We start from the raw sequence: 18,158 nt of genomic DNA, 5'->3' as shown, positions 1-18,158 counted from the left end.
GTGCCCGGCGCGCCGTTCAAGCCGATGCTCGCGGTGACCGGGCAGCTTCCGACCGGTCCCGGGTGGGCGTACGAGTTCAAGTGGGACGGCGTACGCGCCCTGGCGGACATCGCCGCCGGACGGCCGCGCCTGTACGCCCGCTCCGGGGTGGAGATCACCACCGCCTATCCCGAGTTGATCCCGCTCGGGGAGCAGGTCGACGACGCCCTGCTCGACGGTGAGGTGGTGCTGTTCGACCAGGCCGGGCGGCCGTCGTTCACCGCACTGGCGGAGCGGATGCACGTCCGCAACGCCGCGAAGGCGGCCCGGCTGGCGGCGACGGTACCCGTCACGTACATGATCTTCGACGTGTTGCGGCTGGCCGGGCAGGACCTCACCGGCTGGCCGTACGCCCGGCGTCGGGAGACCCTCGACGGCCTGGGGCTGGGCGCGGCGCGGTGGGCGGTCCCCCCGGTCTTCTACGACGGCCCGGCCACCTACGAGGCGGCGGGTGAGCACGGGCTCGAAGGGGTGATGGCCAAGCGTGTCGAGTCGACCTACCGGCCGGGGGTGCGTTCACCGGACTGGGTGAAGGTCAAACTGGAGGTGACCGGCGACTTCGTCGTCGGCGGCTGGCGACCCGGGGCCCGGAAGGTCGGCGGGCTGCTGGTCGGCGTGCCGGGCCCCGACGGCCGACTCGTCTACCGTGGTCGGGTCGGTGGCGGCATCGGGGCGGCCCTGGAGCGGGAGTTGCTGCGTGAGCTGGAGCCGCTGCGCACCACCGCCTCGCCGTTCTCCGGAGATGTGCCACGCGAGGATGCCCGGGGCGCGATCTGGGTAACTCCCCGGGTGGTGGTGGAGGTCAAGTACGGCCAGCGCACCCCGGACGGGCGACTGCGCTTCCCCCGGCTCCTACGGATCCGTCCGGACAAACCGGCCGAGGAGGTCGACGATGCCAGCTGACCGGGTCCAGGTCGAGGTGCAGGGCCGCACGCTGGAGCTTTCCAACCTCGACAAGGTGCTCTATCCGCAGGCGGGCTTCACCAAGGGCGAGGTGATCGACTACTACACCCGCATCTCCCCGGTGCTGCTGCCGCACCTGGCGGATCGTGCCCTGACCCGGATCCGCTACCCCAACGGCGTGGACGGCAACTCGTTCTTCGAGAAGAACGCCCCGGCCGCCACCCCCGACTGGGTACGCACCGAGAACCTGCCCGCACCCGGCTCCACCAAGGGGCGGGAAACCATCGACTACGTGGTCGCCGAGGACCTGCCCACCCTGGTCTGGCTGGCCAACCTCGCCGCGCTGGAACTGCACACCCCGCAGTGGAAGATCGGTGCGCATCCCGACCTGATGGTGGTCGACCTCGATCCGGGGGCCCCGGCCGCGCTGAAGCAGTGCTGCCAGGTGGCGCTGCTGCTGCGGGACCGGCTGGCCGCCGACGGCCTGGACGCCTACCCGAAGACCTCCGGCAAGAAGGGCATGCAGCTCTGCTGCCCCATCTCCGGCACCCAGTCCGCCGACGACGTCTCCGACTACGCGCGGCGGGTCGCCCAGGAGTTGGAACGCGAACACCCGAAGTTGATCGTGTCCAAGATGGCGAAGAACCTGCGCTCCGGCAAGGTCTTCATCGACTGGAGTCAGAACAACGCGGCGAAGACCACGGTCGCGCCGTACTCGCTGCGCGCCCAGCCGATCCCGGCGGTGTCGACTCCGCTGACCTGGGACGAGGTTTCCGCCGGTGCGGCAGGTGAGCGGCCGGCGACGAAGCCGTACACCGCCACCGAGGTCCTCGCCCGCGTCGACGAGCACGGCGACCTCCTCGCCCCGCTCCTCGACGGCGGCCCCGAACTGCCGCCGCGCGCACCGACACGACGGTGAACGGCAGCGACACGCCGGCCCGCTCGACAGTACGGGCAGCAGGGAGGTAGGACAGTTTTCCATGCCTGTCGAGCTGCCCGTGCTCTCCGCCGTCCGCCCTGCCGAGCGGGATCAGCCACTGATCACCTACCTCGACCACCGGAGCGGACACCGCCATCAGGTGACCGCCGCCGAGCTGGGCGAATGGTCGGCGCGGGCCGCCGGGCTGCTGCGGGACGGTTGCGGCCTGACACCGGGCAGCCGGGTGGCGGTGCTGCTGCCGCCGCACTGGCGTACCGCTGCGGCTCTGCTGGGCGCCTGGGCGGTCGGGCTGGAGGTTTCGTTCCGGCCGCGCGCCACCGCCGGGCTGCCGGTGCTGGAGCCCGGCGGCGATCGACCGTACGACGTTGTCCTGGTCACCCCGGAACGGCTCGACGACTGGTTGGAGGACGTACCCGACGGGCTGCACCGTTACCTCGTCGGCACCGGGCCGGAGCCGCTGGCCGCCGTGCCGGCCGGTTGGCTCGACTGGTCGGTGGAGGTGCTGCGGCACGGTGCCGCCCCGGCCGACCGCCCCACGCTGCGGGCCACCGACCCGGCCAGCCCGGACGGCACCACCTACCACGAGTGGGGTCAGGTGGCCCAGGTCGTCGCCGAGCAGCTCGACCTGCGGGTCGGCGACCGGCTGCTGGTCGACGTCGCCGAGCACGATCAGCCGCTGAAATGGTTGCTCGCGCCACTGGCGGCCGGTGCGTCGGTGGTGCTCTGTGCCAACCTCGACCCCGCCGACCGGGACGCGGTCGCCGCCGCCGAGCAGGTGACCCGGATCCTCTGACCCACCAGGCCTCCGGTCCGTCATCCCTCGTCGACCCTGTTGATCAGGTCGACGGCGGCTCGCATGGCTGCTTTGCCCCTTGTTGTCGAGGTGCTCATGACGTGCGCCTTGGTGAGCGTGGACGCGTTCTTCGATGCATTCGGGCGGAGCGATCCAGTCCTGAGCTCCGATACCCTTCGGGGTGCGTCGTGCCACTTCGGGCCAGGTTCTCGCAGCGTGCTGGTGGGGTGACTGTCGGCGGGGTGCCCTATGCTCGCTGCGTGAGTGCGGTGGCGCGGCAGACAGGGCAGCTCATGCTCGGTGAGATCCTCGCGCCGCCGACGGCGATTCCGGCGGAATCCGTCGAGCACGGCGAGGTTTTCACTCGCCGTTGGGTGGTGGATCTGATTTTGGACCTAGCCGGGTACACCGCTGATCGTGATCTTGCATTGCTGGTGGCGGTCGAGCCGGCCTGCGGGGCGGGAGCTTTTCTGGCCTCGATGGCTGCCCGGGTCAGTGCTTCGTGTCGCAAGCATGACCGGTCTCTGCTGGACGCGAAGCACGCGGTGCGTGCCTTCGACCTGCTGGCGCCCAACGTGGCGGCGAGCCGCCAGGTCGCCCGGGACGTGTTCGTCGAGGACGGCTGGCCGCTACCCGAGGCCCGCGAGGTGGCAACGGCATGGGTACGGCAGGGTGACTACCTGCTGGATGCGTACGTCGATGTCGGTGTCGATCTGGTGGTGGGCAATCCGCCGTACGTCCGGTTGGAGGATGTGCCGGTGGACCGCATGCTGGCCTACCGCGCCGCGTGCCCGACGATGACCGGCAGGTCGGATCTGTATGTCGGTTTCTACGAGCGGGGGCTGCGTTCCCTGAAGCCGGGCGGGGTGCTGGCGTTCATCTGCGCCGACCGGTGGATGCGCAACCAGTACGGGCGGCAGTTGCGAGAGCTTATTGCTGCCGGCTACAGCGTCGACGTGACGGTCACCATGCACGATGTCGACGCGTTCGAGGAGCAGGTCTCCGCCTATCCAGCGATCACCGTGCTTCGGCATGCCTCCCAGGGTGCGGCAGTGGTGGCCGATGCCCGGCGAGGCTTCGCGGCTCCGGATGCCCCGGAGTTGTTGAAGTGGGTCGCCGATCGGGAGTCGAGGCCGGGGGCGGACGACCGGTACGAGATCGCACGGCTACCCCACTGGTTCGACGGCGGCGACTCCTGGCCGGCAGGGTCGCCCTCACGGCTGGCGCTGATCGAGGACCTGAACGACCGCTTTCCGCCGCTGCAAGACGCGGCGACCGGCACTCGGGTCGGAATCGGGGTAGCGACCGGTGCCGACAGCGTCTTCATCACCACCGACGCGGACGTCGAGCCGGAGCGGCTGCTGCCGCTGTCGATGGTGCGTGACACGACATCGGGAACCCTGCGATGGTCCGGTCACTACCTGGTCAACCCGTGGAATACGGACGGGCAACTCGTCGACCTGGATGCCCTGCCTCGCCTGCGGGCCTACTACCAGAGGCACGCGGCGGCCCTCAAACGGCGGCACGTTGCCGGCAAACAACCCGCCCACTGGTACCGGACGATCGACAAGGTCGACCACTCCCTCATCGAGCGTCCGAAACTGCTGTTTCCCGACATGAAGAACGCCATGCATCCCGTCCTGGACGAGGGTGGCTGCTATCCGCACCACAACTTGTACTACATCGTTTCCGACACCTGGGATCTCCGGGTCCTAGGTGGACTCCTGCTTTCTCGTGTCGCACAAGCCTTCGTGGAGGCTTACGCCGTTAAAATGCGTGGCGGCACCCTTCGATTCCAAGCCCAGTATCTGCGCCGGATCCGCGTACCCCGACCCGAGGCCATCTCCGCTGCGGACCGGGCTGCGCTCGCCGCCGCCTTCGACAAGCGGAACAGCCGGGCGGCGACGGAGGTTGCCCTACGGGTGTACGGGATCGACGAGCCGGGAGACCTGATCGATGGACCAGCGGGCGTTTGAGGAGGCAATCCGTAGCTCCTGGGTGGTTCGAGAGTCGCAGGCCGCGAAGAAGCTGCTGTCGGGCAGAGCCGATACCGGAGGACGTGGCGCAGTCACCGGTGGTGCGCATCTCGACGCTCTGACTGAACTGCTGGCGAACGTCTTCCGCGATGCTGGTTTCCCGCCCGACGCGGTGCGTTGCAAGTCCGGCATCGAGCTGCCCGGCTATTTCCGGCCCACAAAGCAGTGGGACCTCGTCGTGCTTCACGAGGAGGAGCTGGTTGCGGCCATCGAGCTGAAGTCGCATGTCGGCCCGTCTTTCGGCAACAACTTCAACAACCGCAACGAGGAGGCGATCGGTAGCGCCGTCGATCTGTGGCGAGCCTATGAGCATGGTTTACTCGGCCGGCTGCGGCCGTGGCTCGGCTACGTGCTCCTGGTCGAAGAGGCGAACGGGTCGACGCGCAAGGGCAAACCAAGGAGCGGTACGTTGCCTATCGACCCTGTCTTCTCCGACACCTCTTACCTGGACCGTTACGCGATCCTCTGCAAGCGGTTGATAGACGCAGGATTGTACGACGCCACGTGCCTCGTTACATCTTCACGGGAGCCGGACGCACCCATCCGCCAACCCGACCCGGAGATCGGGTTCGTCGCCTTCGTCGGATCCATCGCCGCCCGCATCGAGAAGGTCGGCGTACCCCGGCCGAGGCTCAACTGAACCCACCTATGCGGAATGTGGCGGTGTTGGGATGGCGTGGACACCGCCCACGCATCACCAGGTTGCTCAAACACGCCGACGACACTCGTGGCGGCATAAGCCCGGACCCGTAGCCGGAGCCTGATGCCGGATAACGGCGGCGGAGAGAGACCGCTGTCGGGTCGACCAAAGCGTCGCTCAGTCGACCGTGGGCAGCGTCGGGCCGAGGACGTCGTCGGCGTCGACGATGGTGTACGCGTACCCCTGCTCGGCGAGGAAGCGCTGCCGGTGGGCGGCGTACTCGGTGTCGATGGTGTCCCGGGAGACCACGGTGTAGAAGTGCGCCTGCCGACCGTCGGCCTTCGGGCGCAGCACCCGCCCCAGCCGTTGCGCCTCCTCCTGGCGGGAGCCGAAGGTGCCCGACACCTGGATCGCCACCGCCGCCTCCGGCAGGTCGATGGAGAAGTTCCCCACCTTCGAGATCACCAGCGTGCGGATTTCCCCGGTGCGGAACGCGTCGAAGAGGCGTTCACGCTCCTTGTTGGTGGTGGAGCCCTGCACGATCGGGGCGTCCAGGTATTCCCCCAGCTGGTGCAGCTGGTCGATGTACGCGCCGATGACCAGCGTCTGCTCGTCCGGATGCCGGTCGACCAGGGCGCGTACCACCGGCAGCTTGGTGCGGGCGGTGGCCGCCATCCGGTACCGCTCCTCCGCCTCCGCTGTCGCGTACGACATCCGTTCGGCGTCGGTCAGGGTGACCCGCACCTCGACACACTCGGCGGGGGCGATCCAGCCCTGCGACTCGATGTCCTTCCAGGGCGCGTCGTACCGCTTCGGGCCGATCAGGCTGAACACGTCGCCCTCCCGGCCGTCCTCGCGGACCAGGGTGGCGGTCAGGCCCAACCGGCGGCGGGCCTGGAGGTCGGCGGTGAAGCGGAAGATCGGCGCGGGCAGCAGGTGCACCTCGTCGTAGACGACCAGGCCCCAGTCGCGGGCGCCGAACAGGTCCAGGTGGGTGAAGACACCCTTCTTACGCGAGGTCAGCACCTGGTAGGTGGCGATGGTGACCGGGCGGATCTCCTTGCGCTCGCCCGAGTACTCGCCGATCTCCTCCTCGGTCAGCGAGGTACGGGCGATCAACTCCCGCTTCCACTGCCGCCCCGCCACCGTGTTGGTGACCAGGATCAGCGTGGTGGCCTTCGCCTCGGCCATCGCCGCCGCCCCCACCAACGTCTTACCGGCGCCACAGGGCAGCACCACCACGCCCGATCCGCCGGCCCAGAACGCCTCGACCGCCTCCCGCTGGTACGACCGCAGCGTCCACGGCTTGCCGCCGTCCTTACCGGCCTCGGCCAGCTCGATCGGGTGCGCCTCCCCGTCGACGTATCCGGCGAGGTCCTCCGCCGGCCAGCCGAGCTTCAGCAGCGCCTGCTTGAGCCGCCCCCGCTCGGACGGGTGCACCGCGATGGTGTCGTCGTCGATGCGGTTGCCGAGCATCCCGGCGAGCTTCTTGCTCTTGGCCACCTCGACGAGCACCACCCGGTCCAGGGCGCGCAGGACGAGACCGTGCGCCGGGTCGTTGGCGAGCTGGAGGCGACCGTAGCGGTCCATGGTCTCGGCCACGTCGACCAGCAGCGCGTGCGGCACCGGATACCGCGAATATTTGAGCAGGGCGTCCACCACGCCCTCGGCGTCGTGGCCGGCGGCGCGGGCGTTCCACAGCCCGAGCGGCGTCAGCCGGTACGTGTGCACGTGCTCAGGCGAGCGTTCCAACTCGGCGAAGGGGGCGATGGCCATCCGGCAGGACTGTGCGTCGGGGTGATCGATCTCCAGCAGGAGGGTCTTGTCCGACTGCACGATAAGGGGTCCACCACTCACGCCGAATCCTCTCGTCCGTACGGCTGATCCGGCCGCCTGAGCACGCAGCTGACCTGGCACCGGGCGACCATCCAGTGTTGCACGCGGTGGCAGTTGCCAAGAATGTGCTCACTTTTGCGCAACCTTGCTGGTAGTCATGTGCGTCTAGCAGTAGGGGACGAGCTGTCGAGGTCGACGGTCGGTCAGTCGCGGACGGGCCACCGTACGTCCTCGCGGTCGTCATGCCGGTCGGTTCCGGTGCGTAGCGCGTTCGATCCACGGTCCGACGGGCCAGGAAGCGGGGGCCCTTCCCGTCGCCGTGGGCAAGCCAACGGGGGCGAGCGGCGCGCCCCGGGCCGTACCGGCGAACCCCTTACCGGCGGCCCGGCGGGTGGATCCGAGCCGGATCGGTACGTGACGGTGCTGGTCGACAGCCGTCGAGAATGACACCCTTGACGTCCAGGCACGGATCGTACGGGGGAGGGTAGATGACTGTTGACCAGGAAGTTGTCCCCGAGCGCGAGCAGGCAGAGTCGACCGAGCCCGTCTCCACCGCCACGGTGATCGCGTACGCGATCGTCGGTGTCGTCCTGTTCGGATGGTTCCTCTTCGGCTGGCTGGTGCTCCAGCAGGGCTTCGTCGACTCGGTCGGTGAGGCCGCCGGCACCGGGTTCGCCCTGCTGTTGCTGGTGGCGATCGTCGGGTCGGTACGGCGCAGCCGCCGCTGAGCGCGGCCGAGCCCTACTTCTCCAGCACCGCCGCGGTGATCCGGTGCAGCGCGAAGGTGTGCAGCATCTCGGTGCGTTCGTCCTCGGCGCGCAGGTAGCCCGCGCCGAGCGAGACCGGCCGCACCAGGCGGGACGCGGTCGCCCCGTGCGCGTCGACGTAGCCGACCCAGACCAGCGCCTTGTCCCGTACCGCCTGTTGCAGCACGGCGATGGCGTCCTGGTGACTGTGCGCGGACACCGGACCGTCCGGCGACGCTCCCCGCACCACCGCCGGGGCCCGTCGCGCGGCCCGTGCCGCCGCGTCGCCGCGCCGGATCTGCTCCACCACGCCGAGCAGGCGCGGCAGTGGCAGACGTGGCGTGGCGAGCGGGTCGAGGGTCCGGGTGGCCCCGGTCACCCTGGCCGGTGCCCGTCGGGTCTTCGGTTTGGTGAGCACCGTCGAGCCGGTGGCATCCTCGGCCACCGGGGCGTACCCGGCCTCCCGTAGCACGCTGATCAGCCGATTGGCCTGGAACGGGGTCACCAGCACGGTCGGCGCGAGCCGCCGTAGCGTCAACGCCTCGACCCGCCGGTCGGCCAGCACCTCGGCCAGCAGAGCCTCGTCGTCGCTGCGCAGGTACGCCCCGGCGGAGCCGATCCGCAGACCGCCGTGCTTGCGGGCAACGTCGTCGACCAGGTACGTCAAACCCTGCGGGATTGGGGTGCGGGACCGGCGACGGAACAGTTCCTGGAGGTCGTCGGCGGAGTAGCCGGCGTCCAGGGCGCGCCGCACACTGGCCGTGGTGATCCGGTGCACGCTCGCCCCGCCTGCCGACTCCGGTTCGGCGATCAGCTCCAGTTCGGCGGCGAGCGCCGGCTCCGGAGGCCCGGGTACCACCACGGTCAGGTCGGCCTGGACGAGGAAGTGGTCCACCGGGGCGGGCAGCAGCGTGTCCAGCACCCGGACCGCACTGCCGCCGTCCTCGGCGTCGGCCCGGAGACCCAGCGGGTCGTCCGTCGCGCCTTCCTCGCCCGCCGTCGCCTCGGCCAGCAGCAGCCGCCCGTACGAGGTGAGCGCACCCAGCCCGGTCACTCCCAGCGTGGCCGCCTCGGCCAGCACCTCCCGGTGTGCGTTCTCCCGGCCACGGCTGCGGCGCGGCGCTCGCCAGTCCAGCAGCGCCAGCACCTCGTCGACGCTGGGGGCGCTGGCCGGTTCCAGATCCGCGAGTACGCCGAGCACCGCCTGCCGGGCGGCGGGTGCACCGGCCCGTTCCGCCTCCGCCGACAGCACGGTGATCGGGCGGTCCCGGTCGTCCCGCTGGCCGACCAGTCCGACCTGTCGGGTCATGGTCAGCCAGGCCCGGGCCAACTGCTCCCAGCGCTGGGCCAGTGACCCGGCCCGCCACACCTCGTACCCGGCGGTGGGCAGCACCTGCTGGTCGGCACCGTAACGCCCGGCGACGCCGGGCAACTCCAGCTCACCGGCCAGCCCGGCCGCGTACGCCACCTCCAGCAGCAGCGCGGCGGTCGGCTCGTCCAGCCCGGTGGCCCGCACCAGCCGGCGCAGGTCCCGCACGCCGATCCCGCCGGAGCGCAGCACCAGCGCTGGTTCGGCGGCCAACTGCTCCAGCAGCGCCTCGGTGTGACGTACCACCTCCATGGTCTGCCCGGCTCCGGCGGAGTCGGCTGCCTTCGGCTCGCGCACAGTGGCCGTGACCTGGGGTGGGCTGCTGCGCAGCGGCCCCAGCGGCCCGGTCTCCCGGCGCAGCAGCAGCCCGACCTCCCGGGGCAGCTCGACCATCCCGTTGGTGCCGTTCTTACCGCCGGAGACCCGCACCAGCAGCCGATGGTCGACCAGCCAGCGCACCGGCGACCCGGTCGGTGCCCCGCCGTTGGTGTCGTCCGGCGGCAGGTCGTCGTCCGCGCCGATCGCCGGTGCCTGCAACGCGCCGGGCGGCACGCTGCCGACCGGCGGACCGGCGGCCAGCCGGTCCAGGATCGCCCGGGCCGACGGTGGCGCGGACAGCAGCGTCCGCCGCAGCTTCGCCGGGTCCGCGCAGAGCGCCGCCGTGCGCGCGTCCAGCTCCGTCGCCGGTCGGCCGAGGCCCGCGGGGTACGGCGAGATCTCGTCGATGCCACCGACGAGTCGCAGGGCGTTGTCCGGGCCGTACAGCAGGAACCGGGCGCGTAGCCGGTCGACGGCGGCCCGGATGGTGGTGGGCGCGGGCGGGTTGGGCCCGGCGGTGGCCAGGGCGAGCACCCCGTCGACCGAGGTGGTGCCGTCGGCCGGGTCACGGGTCAACCGGGCGGCGTCCAGGATCTGGAGCGTGAACTGGTCCAGCCCGTCGAGGGCGCGCGACACCGAGACGCGGGACTGTGCCCGGATGGCGAGGGCGGCCACGTCGGCGGGGACCGGCACGACGAGGTCGGGCCGCAGCTGGAGGAGCGCGGCGAGGGACTCGTCGGACAGCGACCGCAGGTGGTCGGCGAGTGAGGTGCTCATCGTCGTTCCACGCTAGCCCGGTGGGGGCCACTCTCGCCCATCGGACGTCCCGGCCGCTCCGGCTGGCCGGGTAGCTTTCCCACATGTCCTCGCTGACCGTCGGATTCGACCTTGACATGACGCTCGTCGACTCGCGCCCCGGTATCGCCGCTACCTACCGCGCCCTGACCGAGCGGACCGGCGTACCCGTCGACGCCGACGCCGCCGTGTCCCGGCTCGGCCCGCCGCTGCGTACCGAGATCGCCCGGTGGTTCCCGCCGGAGCAGGTCGAGGAGGCGGTGTCGGTCTACCGCGAGTTGTACCCGGCGTACGCGATCACGCCGACCGTGCCGTTGCCCGGTGCGGAGGCGGCGCTCGCCGCGGTCCGCGAGCGGGGCGGCCGGGTGCTGGTGGTCACCTCGAAGATCGGTAGGTTGGCGCGGCTGCATCTGGACCATCTGGGGCTGGTCGTGGACGAGTTGGCCGGTGACCTGTTCGCCGAGGAGAAGGCGACCGCGTTGCGGGCACACGGGGCGACCCACTACGTCGGCGACCATGTGGCGGACATGGTGGCCGCCGAGGCGGCCGGGGTGCCCGGAATCGCGGTGGCCACGGGCCCATGTTCGGCGGATGAACTGCGCTCCGCCGGGGCGGCGGTGGTGCTGGCGGATCTCACCGGATTCCCAGCGGCGCTCGACGGGATGATCCGGCTAGCCTTGAGGTAGTAGACGGTTCAAGCGAAGCAGAGGTTCTCAGGTGCCTACGGGTCGAGTGAAGTGGTACGACGCGGCCAAGGGATACGGGTTCGTCACCAGTGACGAGGGTGGCGACGTGTTCCTGCCGAAGGGCGCGCTACCGGTGGGGGTCACCGATCTCAAGGGCGGCCAACGGGTCGACTTCAGCGTGGTGGACAGCCGGCGAGGCGCGCAGGCGATGGGGGTGAAGCTCCTGGATGCGCCGCCGTCCGTGGCGGAGCTGCGCCGCCGTCCCGCCGAGGAGCTGCACGGCCTGGTGGAAGACATGATCAAGGTGCTGGAGGCGAAGGTTCAGCCCGACCTGCGTCGGGGTCGCTTCCCGGACCGCCGGACCGCGCAGAAGATCGCTCAGCTGGTCCACGCGGTCGCCCGCGAGCTGGAGGTCTGAGGCACGAGCCCGGCGTCGGCGGCCCGGCCGAGCAGCGCCTCGACGGCAGCGAGACCCGCGTCACCCAGGTCCGCGGTGAACTCGTTGACGTAGAGACCGATGTGCCGGTCCACCACGTCGGGCTCCATCTCCTGGGCGTGCTCCAGCACGTACGCCCGGCTGGCCGCCGGGTCGGCCCAGGCCCGCTGGACGGAGTCCCGGATCCAATCGGCGGCCTGGTGCGGGTCGACCACGCCCCGACGGGCCAGGATGGCACCGAGCGGGATCGGCAGGCCGGTGTCGGACTCCCACCACTCGCCCAGGTCGACCAGGGCGGTGAGACCGTGCCGTGGGTAGGTGAACCGGGCCTCGTGGATCACCAGGCCGGCGTCGTACCGCCCAGCGGCGACGCCCGGCATGATCTCGTGAAACGGGACCACCTCGATGCGGCGCGGTGTCCGTCCGGCCGCCCACAGCCGGAACAGCAGGTAGGCCGTGGTCCGGTCGCCGGGGACCGCCACGGTGGCGTCGGTGAGGTCGGCCCGGTCCGGCGCGCCGCCGTGACCGGCCCGGGTGAGTACCAACGGGCCGCACCCCCGACCCAAGGCGCCCCCGCAGGGCAGCAGGTGGTATTTCTCCAGCAGCCACGGCAGCGCCGCGTAGCTGACCTTCACCAGGTCGAAAGCGCCACGCTCGGCGGCCGTGTTGGTGACGTCGACGTCGGCGTACGTCACCTCGACTGGCGGTGCGCCGGGCACCTGTCCGTGCACCAGGGCGTGGAAGGCGAACGTGTCGTTGGGGCAGGGCGAGATCGCCAGCGAGAGCGCCACCCCCCCACCGTAGCCCGGCCCACCTGACCCGCCCCCAGCACGCCACCCCCCACCCCATCCAAGATCCGGACAACTTCCCGGATGTTGCTGCCTCAGCTCGGCCTGAGCCAGCAACATCGCCGAAGTTGCGCGGATCTTGGATGGGTCGGCGGGTCAGCGTAGGGCGACGGCGGCGGCGGTGAGGGCGGTGAGGGCGTCGCGCAACCGCCAGGCCGCGCGGTCGCGGGGGCCGATCGGGTTCGAGACGGTGCGCAGCTCGACGAAGGGCACTCCGGCCTGGCTGGCGGCGACCGCGACGCCGTATCCCTCCATGGCCTCGGCCACCGCGTCGGGGTAGCGCCGGACCAGTTCGTCGGTGCCGGCGGTGGTGCCGGTGACGGTGCTGACCGTCAGCACCGGCCCCACGGTCGCGGTCGGCAGCGCCGTGCGCAGGGCGTCCAGCAACGCCGGGTCGGCGTCGAGGGCCGGACCGCCGCCGAGTAGCTCAGCCGGCATACCGAGTTCGTCGATCGGAATGAAGCCCTCGGGTGACTCCGCGCCCAGGTCGGCGGCGACGGCCCGGGTGCCGATCACGGTGTCGCCGACGGCGACCCGATCGGTGAAGCCACCGGCGACCCCCGCACTGACCACTGCCCGGTACGGGCGGCCGGCCAACTCGGCGAGCGCCAGCAAACGGGCGGTCGCCGCACCGGCGACCGCCGGGCCGACCCCCACCGGCAGCACCGCGACGGCCGGGTCGGCGAGCCCGGCCTGGATCGCCTCCGCCTCGGCCGGTACCGCGGTCACCACGAGCAGACCGCTCACGACAGTGGGCCCGGTGAACTGCGCCGCGTCTCGTCTTCGCCGCCAGCGGAACCGGTGACCGTCGAGGAGGGGCGGTAGATGTGGAAGCCGGGCGGTGCCATCTCCGATTCCTCAGGGTCCCGGCCACCCTGGACGGGGGCCGGCGACATGGGGGTGGCCTCGGCGACGTGGTCCTCGTCGGCCGCTTCCTCCTCGGCCTGTTTCTCGGCGTGCAACTCGTCGTCGGTCAGCGGCCGTCCACGCAGCCGCTCGGCGCGCAGTCGCCGAGCCATCACCAGGCCGCGAGCGGCGGCGAGCGCGCCGACGGCAGCGGCGACGGCGATGCCGATCCGGCCGTCGAAGGGTACGAGCCCCAGCCCGCCACCGGCGACGAAGGCGAGCATCAGCACGGTCTCGGAGTGGGCGAAGGAGCTGGCCCGAAGGCGTTCCGAGATGCGCTCCTGGATCGAGGCGTCCACGGCCAGCTTGGCGATGCCGCTCATCATGGCCGCCACCACGCAGAGCAGGGCGACCATCGGCAGCGAGAAGTTCACCACGGTGAGTACGGCCACCCCGGCGACGATCACGATGCCGCTGGACTGGAGGGCGGCGGGCCGGTGGATGCGCAGCCGGGTGCCGATCGCGGTGGCGAGGAAGGTGCCGATGGCCAGCGCGCCCCCGACCAGGCCGAGTGCTCCCTCGTCACCGAGGTCCCGGCCGAACACCACGGTGGTCAGGTCACCGGCCTTGATGGTGAAGGCCAGGAACAGCAGCAGGAAGCCGTAGATCGCGCGTAACGTGGCCGCGCCGACCAGCGTCGAGATCACCAGGCGTCCGGCGGGCCGCCCCCGGCCCAGTGGCCGGTCGTCCGTGGCCCGACGCAGCGCTCGCAGGGGTCGCGGCACCCGTTCCGGCGGTTCGGAATCGGCCTTCGGCGGCAGCCGGAGGGAGATCACCATGCCGACCAGGAAGATCACTGACGCGACCCGCAACGGCCACTGCGGGCCGAACCAGAACGCAGCCAGCCCGATCGGGGCGACCAGCGCCCCGGCGACCGTGCCATAGACGCTGGCCCGCGCACCGACCTGGGACAGGCCGAGCCCTTCCGGCAGCAGCCGGGGTACGGCGGCGGAACGTGCCACCCCGTACGCCCGGGACAGCGCCAGCACCCCGAAGGCGGCCGGGTACAGCCCGAAGCCGTGGATGTAGTCGGAGATCATCCAGGCCAGGAACGCCCGCCCCAGCATGGTCGTGGCCAACGCGTACCGCCGACCGTGCCGGAAGTGGTCGAGCAGTGGCCCGACCACCGGAGCGAGCATGGCGAAGGGCACCATGGTCACCAGCAGGTAGAGCGCGACCTTGCTCCGTGCCTCGCCGAGCGGCACGTTGAAGAAGATCGTCCCGGCCAGCCCGATGGCGATCAGCGTGTCACCGGCGCAGGAGACCGCGTGCAGGTCGAACAGGCGGACCATGCCGGTCTCGCCGCCCGCGCCCCTGGCCCGGGCCCGAGCGGCACTGCGGGTCACCCATCGACCGCTGGTCAGTGAGCCACGCAGCATCAGCCGGGTGGCGCGGATGCCGGTGCCGACGGTCCGCCCGAGGAGGGACCGCTCAGAGCGGGAGAACAGCGGCATGGCACCCATCCTGAACCATCGGCTCGGGCGATGCTGCGCCACCGGCCGAGAACACCTCTGGGGAGTGCCTCACAGGCGGCCCACCCGATGGGGAACAATGGTCGGGTGACCAGGCCCGTCTCCGCTCGTGCCGCTCGCCTTGACCAGGTCTGCGCCGCCGCCGTCGAGGTGGCCCGCGCCGGCATCACCGAGGTGGGCCCCGACGACGTCGGCGATCACCTCCAGGCCGTGGCCGAGGGTGACCGTCTCGTCACCCACTACTTCGAGTGCCGGCTGGCCGGTTACCGCGGTTGGCGGTGGGCGGTCACCGTGACCCGGGTGCCGCGCAGCCGGACGGTGACGATCTGCGAGACCGTCCTGCTACCCGGGCCGGACGCGTTGCTCGCCCCGGGCTGGCTGCCCTGGCAGGAGCGGTTGAAGCCCGGTGACCTGGGCCCCGGCGATCTGCTGCCGACCCCGTCGGACGACGAGCGCCTGCAACCCGGCTACCTGCTCTCCGACGACCCGGCGGTCGAGGAGACCGCCTGGGAGTTGGGGCTGGGTCGGACCCGGGTCATGTCGCGGGAGGGGCGGATCGAGACGGCTCAGCGCTGGTACGACGGCGATCACGGCCCCTCGGCGCCGATCTCCACCTCCGCGCCCGCCGCCGCCCGCTGCGGCACCTGCGGTTTCTACCTGCCGCTCGCCGGCAAGCTGCGGCAGTGCTTCGGCGTCTGCGGCAACTTCTACGCGCCCGACGACGGCCGGGTGGTCAGCGCCGACCACGGCTGCGGCGCCCACTCGGAGACGTTGGTCGAGGTGGACACGGCGGTCGACGAGATGCCCACCGTCTACGACGACAGCGCGGTGGAGCCGGTGCCGGTCAGCCGGGCGCCCGGGTCCGTCGAAGACGGCGAGCCGGCGGAGCCGTACGGCCACTCCTGATCGTGGGGCCGTTGCCGCCGGTTCAGGCGGTGCCGCGACGGCGGCGGCGATTGGCGTCGTGCCGCATCATGACCGCCAAACCGGGGAAACCCCACAGGAATCCGGCCAGGCAGACCCAGAGCCAGTTCTCGTGACCGTGGGCGACCAGCCATTCGCGGAAGATCAGCAACACCAGCCCGGTGACGGCCCAGATCGCCATCCCGGCGAGGGCGAACGGCACCATCGGCGGGTCGAGCGGCTCGGGGCGGGGTGGTGGGGCGGACACCTGACCAGGGTACGTGACCCCGTTTCCTGCCAGGCCGGCCATCTGCGACGATGCGCGCGACAACCCGATGATTCGCTGTGAGGTTCCTGATGGCAGTAGCGCCGCCCGATAACGGCACGCCACCCGGCTCCGGTCAGCCACGCAACGGCTTCGACCGATACTTCGAGATCACAGCCCGCGGCTCCACGCTCACCCGCGAGCTACGCGGTGGCCTGGCCACCTTCTTCACGATGGCGTACATCGTGGTGCTCAATCCGCTCATCCTCGGCGGCGCCGTCGACGGAGACGGCAACACCCTGCCGATTCCCGCGATCGCGGCGGCCACCGCTCTGGTCGCGGGTCTGATGACCATCCTGATGGGCGTGGTCGGCCGGTTCCCCTTGGCGGTCGCTGCTGGCCTCGGCGTCAACGCTCTGGTGGCGTACGAGATCGCCCCCGAGATGACCTGGGCCGACGCGATGGGCCTGGTGGTGATCGAAGGTCTGATCATCGCGGTGCTGGTGCTGACCGGGCTGCGTACCGCCGTGTTCCGCTCGGTGCCCACCCAGCTGAAGACGGCGATCGGGGTCGGCATCGGCCTGTTCCTCACCATCATCGGTCTGGTGGACGCCGGGTTCGTCCGGCGGATCCCGGACGAGGCGAACACCACCGTCCCGGTCGGCCTCGGCATCGGCGGCAAGCTGGTCAGCTGGCCGATGCTGGTCTTCGTGGTGGGCCTGCTGGTGACCCTGGTGCTGGTGGTACGCCGGGTGAAGGGCGCGATCCTGGTCGGCATCCTCGCCTCCACGGCGCTGGCCATGGTGGTGGAGGCGGTGGGCAACATCGGCCCGTCCTTCGTCGACGGTGCGCCGAACCCGAAGGGCTGGTCGCTGAACGTCCCGACGCTGCCGAGCAACCCGGTCGACGTGCCTGACCTGTCCCTGCTCGGGCAGTTCAACGTGCTGGGCTCGTGGGAGCGGGCCAGTTGGCTGGTCGTGCTGATGTTCATCTTCACCCTGCTCATCACCGACTTCTTCGACACGATGGGCACGATGGTCGCCGTCGGTCAGGAGGGCGGCATGCTCGACGAGGAGGGCACCCCGCCGCGCACCAAGGAGATCCTGCTGGTCGACTCGATCGCGGCGGCCAGTGGTGGTGCGGCCAGCGTCTCCAGCAACACGTCGTACATCGAGAGTGCCGCCGGTGTCGCGGAGGGCGCCCGGACCGGGGTGGCCAACCTGGTCACCGGCGTGCTCTTCCTGCTGGCCATGTTCCTGGCGCCGTTGGTGGTGGTCGTACCGTTCGAGGCGGCGTCCGTGGCGCTGGTGGTGGTCGGCTTCCTGATGATGACGGCGGTGCGGACCATCGACTGGTCCGACTACGAGATCGCCATCCCGGCCTTCCTCACCATCGTGTTGATGCCGTTCACCTACTCGATCTCCAACGGGATCGGAGCCGGCCTGATCGTGTACGTGGTGGTCAAGCTGGCCAAGGGCAAGTCGCGGGAGGTTCACCCGCTGCTGTACGCGGTGGCGGCGCTGTTCGTGGTGTACTTCCTTCGCGGTCCGATCGAGGCGCTGCTCTTCTGACTTGTCACCGGGCCGGGCGCGTGTGATCCACGGAACGCAGATCGGCGCGCCCGGCCCGGAGCAGGGGAAACGTCAGGGTGAGCATGCTCATATCAGCTGCGGTTCGGTCAGCTACTTAGTTAGGCTAACTATCGTGACGGAGCGGACGGTGACGGCTCAGAGCATGCCACCGGCGCAGCTGGCCCTTCAGCTGCGTGATGCGATCACCCGGTTGAACCGGCGGGTTCGACAGGCCCGACCGGTTGGTGACCTCACGGTCACCCAACTGTCCGCGCTCACCAGCCTTCGGCTGGCGGGCGCGCTCACGCCGCGGGAACTCGCCGACGTCGAACGGGTCCAGCCACCGACGATGACGAAGATCGTCGCGAAGCTGGAGGAGCGTGGCCTCGTGCAACGCACTCCACACCCGACCGACGGTCGGCAGGTCATCCTCGCGACGACCGAGGGAGGACGGGCCGTGCTCGACCAGTTCGAGCGGGTCCGGGACGAGTGGCTGGCCCGCAGGCTGGCCGAGTTGAGCGACACAGACCGGAAGACGCTGCACCAAGCTGCGGAGATCCTGCAGAGAATCTCCCACGCCTGACGCCGCGCACACATGGTGTGCGCCCCGCGCCGTGCCGTCCGTCGTTGACGACGCGTACGACCGCGAGGAGGCG

17 protein-coding genes are annotated in these 18,158 nt (G+C 70.8%); 11 read left to right on the top strand and 6 right to left on the bottom strand.

The window, feature by feature from the left end:
• From ligD (ACLQ2S_RS06265) to ACLQ2S_RS06245, 5 genes are all read left to right on the top strand, one after another.
• A complete protein-coding gene (gene ligD / locus ACLQ2S_RS06265; protein WP_425701300.1) occupies positions 1-942 on the top strand; it encodes a non-homologous end-joining DNA ligase in 942 nt (313 codons plus the stop codon).
• Positions 932-1,861: a non-homologous end-joining DNA ligase gene (gene ligD / locus ACLQ2S_RS06260; RefSeq protein ID WP_425701299.1), complete on the top strand. Its 930-nt coding sequence runs from the start codon at positions 932-934 to the stop codon at positions 1,859-1,861. Before ligD (ACLQ2S_RS06265) ends, ligD (ACLQ2S_RS06260) begins: the two co-directional genes overlap by 11 nt.
• A 61-nt stretch (positions 1,862-1,922) precedes the next feature.
• Entirely contained in the window at positions 1,923-2,675 is a 753-nt protein-coding gene (locus tag ACLQ2S_RS06255) for a TIGR03089 family protein (protein WP_425701298.1), read from the top strand.
• 101 nt (positions 2,676-2,776) lie between these two features.
• Positions 2,777-4,651 carry an Eco57I restriction-modification methylase domain-containing protein gene (locus tag ACLQ2S_RS06250; protein ID WP_425701297.1) on the top strand — a complete coding sequence of 625 codons (1,875 nt, stop codon included), beginning with the start codon at positions 2,777-2,779 and terminating at the stop codon, positions 4,649-4,651.
• Positions 4,632-5,351, top strand: a complete 720-nt coding sequence (locus ACLQ2S_RS06245) for a PaeR7I family type II restriction endonuclease (protein ID WP_155217441.1) — start codon at positions 4,632-4,634, stop codon at positions 5,349-5,351. Before ACLQ2S_RS06250 ends, ACLQ2S_RS06245 begins: the two co-directional genes overlap by 20 nt.
• A gap of 177 nt (positions 5,352-5,528) precedes the next feature.
• On the opposite strand, the gene ACLQ2S_RS06240 is transcribed toward ACLQ2S_RS06245, so the two are convergent.
• Positions 5,529-7,208: a DNA repair helicase XPB gene (locus ACLQ2S_RS06240; RefSeq protein WP_309223161.1), complete on the bottom strand. Its 1,680-nt coding sequence runs from the start codon at positions 7,206-7,208 to the stop codon at positions 5,529-5,531.
• 467 nt (positions 7,209-7,675) lie between these two features.
• Between ACLQ2S_RS06240 and ACLQ2S_RS06235 the strand changes: the two genes are divergently transcribed.
• A complete protein-coding gene (locus tag ACLQ2S_RS06235; RefSeq protein WP_155217443.1) occupies positions 7,676-7,915 on the top strand; it encodes a hypothetical protein in 240 nt (79 codons plus the stop codon).
• 13 nt (positions 7,916-7,928) lie between these two features.
• Here ACLQ2S_RS06235 and ACLQ2S_RS06230 read toward each other — a convergent pair whose 3' ends face one another.
• A complete protein-coding gene (locus ACLQ2S_RS06230; RefSeq protein WP_155217445.1) occupies positions 7,929-10,397 on the bottom strand; it encodes a helicase-associated domain-containing protein in 2,469 nt (822 codons plus the stop codon).
• Positions 10,398-10,480: 83 nt separating this feature from the next.
• On the opposite strand from ACLQ2S_RS06230, the gene ACLQ2S_RS06225 reads away from it, so the two are divergent.
• Both ACLQ2S_RS06225 and ACLQ2S_RS06220 read left to right on the top strand, forming a co-directional pair.
• Positions 10,481-11,101, top strand: coding sequence for an HAD family hydrolase (locus tag ACLQ2S_RS06225; protein ID WP_155217447.1), 621 nt, complete (start codon positions 10,481-10,483; stop codon positions 11,099-11,101).
• Positions 11,102-11,132: 31 nt separating this feature from the next.
• Positions 11,133-11,519: a cold-shock protein gene (locus ACLQ2S_RS06220; protein WP_309223162.1), complete on the top strand. Its 387-nt coding sequence runs from the start codon at positions 11,133-11,135 to the stop codon at positions 11,517-11,519.
• Here ACLQ2S_RS06220 and ACLQ2S_RS06215 read toward each other — a convergent pair.
• The 3 genes from ACLQ2S_RS06215 to ACLQ2S_RS06205 all read right to left on the bottom strand — a co-directional run bounded on the left by ACLQ2S_RS06215 (position 11,480) and on the right by ACLQ2S_RS06205 (position 14,745).
• Entirely contained in the window at positions 11,480-12,328 is an 849-nt protein-coding gene (locus tag ACLQ2S_RS06215) for a 1,4-dihydroxy-6-naphthoate synthase (RefSeq protein WP_309223163.1), read from the bottom strand. The two genes, ACLQ2S_RS06220 and ACLQ2S_RS06215, sit on opposite strands and share 40 nt — an antisense overlap.
• Positions 12,329-12,481: 153 nt before the next feature.
• Complete coding sequence (locus ACLQ2S_RS06210) at positions 12,482-13,132, bottom strand: futalosine hydrolase (RefSeq protein WP_309223164.1); 651 nt, start codon at positions 13,130-13,132, stop codon at positions 12,482-12,484.
• On the bottom strand, positions 13,129-14,745 hold the full coding sequence (locus tag ACLQ2S_RS06205) for an MFS transporter (protein WP_425701296.1): 1,617 nt from the start codon (positions 14,743-14,745) through the stop codon (positions 13,129-13,131). The genes ACLQ2S_RS06210 and ACLQ2S_RS06205 overlap by 4 nt, the downstream gene beginning before the upstream one ends.
• 87 nt (positions 14,746-14,832) lie before the next feature.
• On the opposite strand from ACLQ2S_RS06205, the gene ACLQ2S_RS06200 reads away from it, so the two are divergent.
• The gene (locus ACLQ2S_RS06200) at positions 14,833-15,669 is read left to right on the top strand and encodes a DUF3027 domain-containing protein (RefSeq protein ID WP_155217451.1); all 837 of its coding nucleotides are present in this window, start codon (positions 14,833-14,835) and stop codon (positions 15,667-15,669) included.
• Positions 15,670-15,691: 22 nt separating this feature from the next.
• Here ACLQ2S_RS06200 and ACLQ2S_RS06195 read toward each other — a convergent pair whose 3' ends face one another.
• Entirely contained in the window at positions 15,692-15,934 is a 243-nt protein-coding gene (locus ACLQ2S_RS06195; RefSeq protein ID WP_309223165.1) for a DUF2530 domain-containing protein, read from the bottom strand.
• An 89-nt stretch (positions 15,935-16,023) separates the two neighbouring features.
• Here ACLQ2S_RS06195 and ACLQ2S_RS06190 point away from each other — a divergent pair, with 89 nt between their 5' ends.
• Both ACLQ2S_RS06190 and ACLQ2S_RS06185 read left to right on the top strand, forming a co-directional pair.
• Complete coding sequence (locus tag ACLQ2S_RS06190) at positions 16,024-17,502, top strand: NCS2 family permease (RefSeq protein WP_155217455.1); 1,479 nt, start codon at positions 16,024-16,026, stop codon at positions 17,500-17,502.
• Between the two features lie 133 nt (positions 17,503-17,635).
• A complete protein-coding gene (locus ACLQ2S_RS06185; RefSeq protein WP_309223166.1) occupies positions 17,636-18,085 on the top strand; it encodes a MarR family winged helix-turn-helix transcriptional regulator in 450 nt (149 codons plus the stop codon).
• Positions 18,086-18,158 lie beyond the last annotated feature (73 nt).

Source organism: Micromonospora sp. DT48 (genome assembly GCF_049844495.1).
Lineage (GTDB): Bacteria > Actinomycetota > Actinomycetes > Mycobacteriales > Micromonosporaceae > Micromonospora.
This window is presented reverse-complemented; position numbering and strand designations above follow the sequence as displayed.

Coding starts and splice junctions, on each gene's coding strand:
- ligD (WP_425701299.1), top strand. CDS start 932: ATGCCAGCTGACCGGGTCCAGGTCGAGGTGCAGGGCCGCACGCTGGAG.
- ACLQ2S_RS06255 (WP_425701298.1), top strand. CDS start 1,923: ATGCCTGTCGAGCTGCCCGTGCTCTCCGCCGTCCGCCCTGCCGAGCGG.
- ACLQ2S_RS06245 (WP_155217441.1), top strand. CDS start 4,632: ATGGACCAGCGGGCGTTTGAGGAGGCAATCCGTAGCTCCTGGGTGGTT.
- ACLQ2S_RS06235 (WP_155217443.1), top strand. CDS start 7,676: ATGACTGTTGACCAGGAAGTTGTCCCCGAGCGCGAGCAGGCAGAGTCG.
- ACLQ2S_RS06230 (WP_155217445.1), bottom strand. CDS start 10,397: ATGAGCACCTCACTCGCCGACCACCTGCGGTCGCTGTCCGACGAGTCC.
- ACLQ2S_RS06225 (WP_155217447.1), top strand. CDS start 10,481: ATGTCCTCGCTGACCGTCGGATTCGACCTTGACATGACGCTCGTCGAC.
- ACLQ2S_RS06205 (WP_425701296.1), bottom strand. CDS start 14,745: ATGCCGCTGTTCTCCCGCTCTGAGCGGTCCCTCCTCGGGCGGACCGTC.
- ACLQ2S_RS06200 (WP_155217451.1), top strand. CDS start 14,833: ATGGGGAACAATGGTCGGGTGACCAGGCCCGTCTCCGCTCGTGCCGCT.
- ACLQ2S_RS06190 (WP_155217455.1), top strand. CDS start 16,024: ATGGCAGTAGCGCCGCCCGATAACGGCACGCCACCCGGCTCCGGTCAG.